At 65.9% G+C, this 5,724-nt stretch carries 6 protein-coding genes; all 6 read left to right on the top strand.

Translation table 11 applies throughout. The features are described 5' to 3' along the window. The coding region (gene trpB / locus ABZW16_RS42775; protein ID WP_354961885.1) for a tryptophan synthase subunit beta at positions 1-1,011 on the top strand (1,011 nt) is incomplete at its 5' end. A gap of 64 nt (positions 1,012-1,075) precedes the next feature. Continuing rightward, a complete protein-coding gene (trpA, locus tag ABZW16_RS42770; protein WP_354961884.1) occupies positions 1,076-1,876 on the top strand; it encodes a tryptophan synthase subunit alpha in 801 nt (266 codons plus the stop codon). A 75-nt stretch (positions 1,877-1,951) separates the two neighbouring features. Then, the gene (gene lgt, locus ABZW16_RS42765; protein ID WP_354961883.1) at positions 1,952-3,235 is read left to right on the top strand and encodes a prolipoprotein diacylglyceryl transferase; all 1,284 of its coding nucleotides are present in this window, start codon (positions 1,952-1,954) and stop codon (positions 3,233-3,235) included. A gap of 150 nt (positions 3,236-3,385) precedes the next feature. Next, a complete protein-coding gene (locus ABZW16_RS42760; protein WP_354961882.1) occupies positions 3,386-3,931 on the top strand; it encodes a TM2 domain-containing protein in 546 nt (181 codons plus the stop codon). Positions 3,932-4,028: 97 nt separating this feature from the next. Next, the gene (locus ABZW16_RS42755) at positions 4,029-4,889 is read left to right on the top strand and encodes an amino acid ABC transporter substrate-binding protein (RefSeq protein WP_354961881.1); all 861 of its coding nucleotides are present in this window, start codon (positions 4,029-4,031) and stop codon (positions 4,887-4,889) included. A 6-nt stretch (positions 4,890-4,895) separates the two neighbouring features. Next, positions 4,896-5,564 carry an amino acid ABC transporter permease gene (locus ABZW16_RS42750; RefSeq protein ID WP_354961880.1) on the top strand — a complete coding sequence of 223 codons (669 nt, stop codon included), beginning with the start codon at positions 4,896-4,898 and terminating at the stop codon, positions 5,562-5,564. Positions 5,565-5,724 lie beyond the last annotated feature (160 nt).

Below are 5,724 nucleotides of genomic sequence, written 5' to 3'. Positions count from 1 at the left end.
GGTGGCGCGCGCATCATCCTCAAGCGCGAGGACCTGAACCACACCGGTTCGCACAAGATCAATAACGTGCTCGGCCAGGCACTGCTCGCCAAGCGCATGGGCAAGAATCGGGTGATCGCGGAGACCGGCGCCGGTCAGCACGGCGTCGCCACCGCGACCGCGTGCGCACTGCTCGGTCTCGACTGTGTCGTCTACATGGGCGCGGTCGACACCGCCCGCCAGGCGTTGAACGTGGCCCGCATGCGGCTGCTCGGCGCCGAGGTGATCTCGGTGACCACCGGTTCGCAGACCCTCAAGGACGCGATCAACGAGGCGCTGCGCGACTGGGTCACCAATGCCGAGGTCACCTACTACTGCTTCGGCACCGCGGCCGGGCCGCACCCGTTCCCGCTGATGGTGCGCGACCTTCAGCGCGTCGTCGGCCTGGAGGCCCGCGCCCAGGTGCAGGCGCTCACCGGTCGGCTGCCCGACGCGGTCACCGCCTGCGTCGGCGGCGGCTCCAATGCCATCGGCATCTTCCACCCCTTCCTCGACGATGCGGGTGTGCGGCTGATCGGCTACGAGGCGGCCGGTGACGGCGTCGAAACCGGAAGGCACGCGGCCACCTTCACCGGTGGCACGCCCGGTGCGTTCCAGGGCGCCTACTCCTATCTGCTGCAGGACGAGGACGGCCAGACCATCGAATCGCATTCGATCTCGGCCGGTCTGGACTATCCGGGCGTCGGGCCCGAACACGCCTACCTCAAGGACATCGGCCGCGCCGAATACCACCCGATCACCGATACCGAGGCGATGGACGCGCTGCTGCTGCTGAGCCGCGCCGAGGGCATCATCCCCGCGATCGAGTCCGCGCACGCGGTGGCCGGTGCGCTGAAGCTCGGTAGGGAATTGGGCAAGGGCGCGATCATCTTGGTGAACCTGTCCGGGCGCGGCGATAAGGATATGGACACGGCGGCGCGATGGTTCGGGCTGTTCGATGACCACGCCGCTGATAAGGAGACCGCGCAGTGAGCGAGCGAACCAGCAGCACAGCGTCCATGACGACGACGGAGCCGAGCATCAGCGAGGCGCAGTCGTGAGTCAGCAGTCCCGCCTCGCCAATACCTTCGCCGCCTGTCGCGCGGAGGAACGGGCCGCGCTGATCGGCTACCTGCCCGCAGGCTATCCGGATCTGGCCGGTTCGATCGAGGTGTGTCGCACCATGGTCGAATCCGGCTGCGACATCATCGAAGTCGGTGTCGCCTACTCAGATCCGGTCATGGACGGACCGACCATCCAGGCCGCCGCCGAGCAGGCGCTGCGCGGGGGCGTCCGGGTGCGCGATGTGTTCTCGGTGGTCGAGGCGATCACCGGAGCGGGCGGCCAGGCCGTCGTGATGAGTTACTGGAATCCGGTGCTGCAGTATGGCGTCGACCGGTTCGCGCGGGATCTGGCCGCCGCGGGCGGGTCCGGCATCATCACCCCGAACCTGATTCCGGAGGAGGCCGACGACTGGTTCGTCGCCTCGGCCTCGCATGATCTGGACCGTATCTTCCTGGTCGCGCCGTCCTCCACCGAGGAGCGTCTGGTCAAGACCATCGAGGCCAGCCGCGGCTTCGTCTACGCGGCCTCGACCATGGGCGTGACCGGCGCCCGCGATGTGGTTTCCTCCGCCGCGCCCGCGCTGTGCGCGCGCATCCGCGCCCACTCCGATATCCCGATCGGCGTCGGACTCGGCGTGCGCTCGGGGGCACAGGCGGCCGAAATCGCTTCCTACGCAGACGGGGTCATCGTGGGCTCGGCACTGGTGACCGCCGCCGCGCACGGACTCGATGCGGTCCGCACGCTGACGGCCGAACTGGCCGAGGGCGTCCGCTCCGCGACCGTCGCCTCCTAGCCGCATCCGCTCGCCTACCGGGGCGCACCGACCGCGAATCTCGGTGTGCGGCTGTGCTCCGCTACGGTTGGGGCCGTGACCTTACGAGTCCTCGCAGACAGCGTCTTGAGCAACGGTGCCGTCACCGCTGATGTGTTGGCCTACATCCCCAGCCCGGCTCAGGGCGTCTGGCATATCGGCCCATTCCCGCTACGGGCCTATGCCCTGTGCATCATCCTCGGCATCATCGTCGCCATCTGGTGGGGTGAGCGGCGCTGGCAGCAGCGCGGTGGGCAGCAGGGCGCGGTCCTCGATGTCGCCATGTTCGCGGTGCCGTTCGGTCTGGTCGGTGGGCGGCTCTATCACGTGGCCACCGACTGGCAGAAGTACTTCGGCGCCGACGGCCACCCGATCGACGCGCTGAAGATCTATCAGGGCGGCCTCGGCATCTGGGGCGCGGTCTTCCTCGGCGGTGTCGGTGCCTGGATCGGCTGCCGGGTCTACCGAATCCCGTTGCCCGCGTTGGGTGATGCGATTGCACCGCCGATTCTGCTGGCCCAGGCCATCGGCCGTCTCGGCAATTACTTCAACCAGGAACTCTACGGCCGCAAGACCGATGTGCCGTGGGGTCTGGAGATCTACCTGCGCTTCGATGATCAGGGCAAGCTCGACATGATGAACGGCGTCTCCACCGGCGTCGTCGATAAGGTCGTGCAGCCGACGTTCCTGTACGAGATGATCTGGAACCTGCTGATCGTGGTGCTGCTGGTGCAGATCGATAAGCGCTACCGCATCGGCCACGGCCGCCTGTTCGCGCTCTACGTCGCCGGGTACTGCCTCGGCCGCTTCTTCGTGGAGCTGCTGCGCGACGACGAGGCAACCAAGATCGCGGGGATCCGGATCAACTCGTTCACCTCCGCGATCGTATTCCTCGCTGCCGTCGCCTATTTCATCTTCGCGACGAAGGGCAGGGAGACCGCGGATCAGTTGCAACCGTCGACGGTCTCGCGCCCGTGGCCGTGGCAGATCGGCGCGCTGCGCGCGGCGGGTGCGGAATCCGAGGCGGCGTCGAAGGCCGCAGCGGCGGCGGAGGCCGTGGCCCCGAAGCGCAGCGCGGCGACGACGACGGACGAGACATCGGCCGCGGCAGCCGAATCGGAGACGAGTGCGGCCGAGTCCGAGCAGGCCGAGTCCGAGCAGGATGACGACGGATCCGGGAAATCCGAGGTGGCCGAACCGAATACCGCTGCCGACGGACCGAATCTGACAAAATCCCAGAACTCTGGCAACGAACCGGACACCACCGGCGATAACTCAACGGAGTCCGAGACCTCGGACACCGAGCAGGGCAAGGTCGCAACCTCGAAAAAGGACGACTGACCCCATAACCATTTGGGTAACTCGTTGGGGGCACCGAGTAGACATGCAACCGCGTGTCCGCAACGATACCTTCGGGTGCCCAATTGCCCGGTTAGAACGCGGGGAGACGGGTGAGCGCCCGTCGAAATACACGAATGATGGAGGACATTAGTGACCGACCCCTACCAGAACCAGCCAGGCTTCGGCGGCCCGCAGTACGGTCCGCCCGGGACGGGGCCGGACCTGAACAAGCAGCCCGAGGTGCCGCGCCAGCCGCAGTACCCGTCGGATCCGTACAACCAGCAGCCGCAGTACGGTCAGCAGCCGCCGCAGTACGGCCAGCAGCCGCCGCAATACGGCCAGCAGCCGCCCCAGTACGGTCAGCCCGACCCCTACGGCCAGCAGCCGGGCGGCTACCCGTCCGCGCCCTACCCGGGCGGCGGCTACAACCCGAACGATCCGGAAGCGCCCTACGGTCGCGACCCGTTCGGTGTCCCGTTCTCGGATAAGCAGAAGCTGACCGCGGGTCTGCTGCAGATCTTCCTCGGTGGCTTCGGTATCGGCCGTTTCTACACCGGCCACACCGGCATCGCCATCGCACAGATCGCGGTCACCTGGCTGACCTGCGGTATCGGCGGTATCTGGCCGCTGATCGACGGCATCATGATGCTGACCGGAAAGGTGCCCGACAGCCTCGGGCGGCCACTGCGCGACTGATCGCCGCGAACAGATAACCGACGGGCCCCGTCGCATCGGATGACGATGTGACGGGGCCGTCGCAATTTCGGCCCGCGGTAGGCGGATTCGGCGCACGATGATCGCAATACTGTCGATCGGCAGCCACCTGGCGTACCCTGAGCCGGGTTTTGTGTCGTGTGTGGATGCGGTATCGGTCCGCACACCGAAGAGAGGGACTTTCGTGCGCCGCAAGCTGTTCGCCGCCGCCATGCTCGCCATCATCGCCGCCACCGGGCTCACCGCCTGCGGCAGCAGCAGCGATCCGAACGTGCTGAAGGTCGGTACCGAAGGCACCTACTCGCCGTTCAGCTATCAGGGCTCGGACGGCAAGCTCACCGGGTACGACATCGAGGTGATCCAGGCGGTCGGCGACAAGATCGGCAAGAAGATCGAATTCGTGCAGACGCCGTGGGACGCGATCTTCGCCGGCCTCGAGTCCAAGCGCTTCGATCTGGTCGCCAACCAGGTCTCGATCACCGACGAGCGCAAGGCCAAGTACGCCCTTTCGCAGTCCTACACCACCTCCGAGGGCGTGATCCTCACCCGCGGGGATAGCACCGGCATCAACGCGCTCACCGACCTCAACGGCAAGACCACCGCGCAGTCGGCGACCAGCAACTGGGCCAAGGTCGCTCAGGGCGCGGGCGCCAAGGTCGAGGCGGTGGAGGGCTTCGTGCAGGCCGTCCAGTTGCTCAAGACCGGCCGGGTGGATGCGACCGTCAACGACAGCCTCGTCGCGCTCGACTACATCAAAAAGAACGGCGACACCAGCGTCAAGATTGCCGCCAAGGCCGGTGAGGTCAGCCATCAGGCCTTCGCCGCCCGCAAGGACGACGCGCTGATCGGCCAGGTGAATACCGCGCTGGATCAATTGCGTGCCGACGGCACCCTGACCAAGATCGCCGAGAAGTACTTCGGCACCGACGTCAGCAAATAGCCGTCCGTGGATCCCGCGACCAGGGAACTGATCTGGCACAACCTGTGGCCGATGCTGCAGGCCACGATCAATAAGACCATTCCGCTGACCGCGATCAGCTTCGTCATCGGTCTGGTCATCGCATTGTTCGTGGCCTTGGCGCGGATGTCACCGCTGTGGTTCGTCTCGGCGCCCGCACGGTTCTACATCTCGCTCATTCGCGGTACGCCGCTGCTGGTGCAGCTGTTCATCGTGTTCTACGCGCTGCCGCAGTTCAATATCGTTATCGATCCGTTTCCGGCGGCGGTGATCGCGTTCAGTCTGAATGTCGGCGGCTACGCCGCCGAGGTCGTGCGCGCCGCCATTCTCAGCGTCGCGGAGGGCCAGTGGGAAGCGGCCAAGGCGCTCGGTATGTCGTATGCCCAGGAGTTGCGGCTGATCATCCTGCCGCAGGCCGCGCGGATCGCGGTGCCACCGCTTTCAAATACGCTCATTTCACTGGTGAAGGACACCTCGCTGGCCTCGACCATCTTGGTGACCGAACTGTTGCGTACCGCACAGCTCGCGGCGGCCCCGACCTTCGACTTTTTCGCCCTGTACGGCGTCGCGGCGCTCTACTACTGGGTGATCTGCCTGGTGCTCGGCTTCGGGCAGACCCGCCTGGAAACCCGGCTTTCCCGCCATGTCGCACGCTGACCAGACCCGTTTGTAGTTTCCACTAATGCTTCGTACATATTTTTCACCTACCTTTCACCGAGGCCACAGCGGGCTCGGGTTCATTAATTGAATCGGCGCCAACAACATTATTCATATGTCCACCAACACCCACTGAAGACTGTCCGTGTAAGCGTTCTTC

This window comes from Nocardia sp. NPDC004604 (assembly GCF_040609795.1).
Taxonomy (GTDB): Bacteria; Actinomycetota; Actinomycetes; order Mycobacteriales; family Mycobacteriaceae; genus Nocardia.
Note: the sequence above shows the minus strand (reverse complement) of the source record. Positions and strands in the feature narration are given on the sequence as shown.

What these genes read in the sequence shown, in the direction of transcription:
- ABZW16_RS42755 (WP_354961881.1), top strand. Translation starts at nt 4,029, where the DNA reads ATGATCGCAATACTGTCGATCGGCAGCCACCTGGCGTACCCTGAGCCG.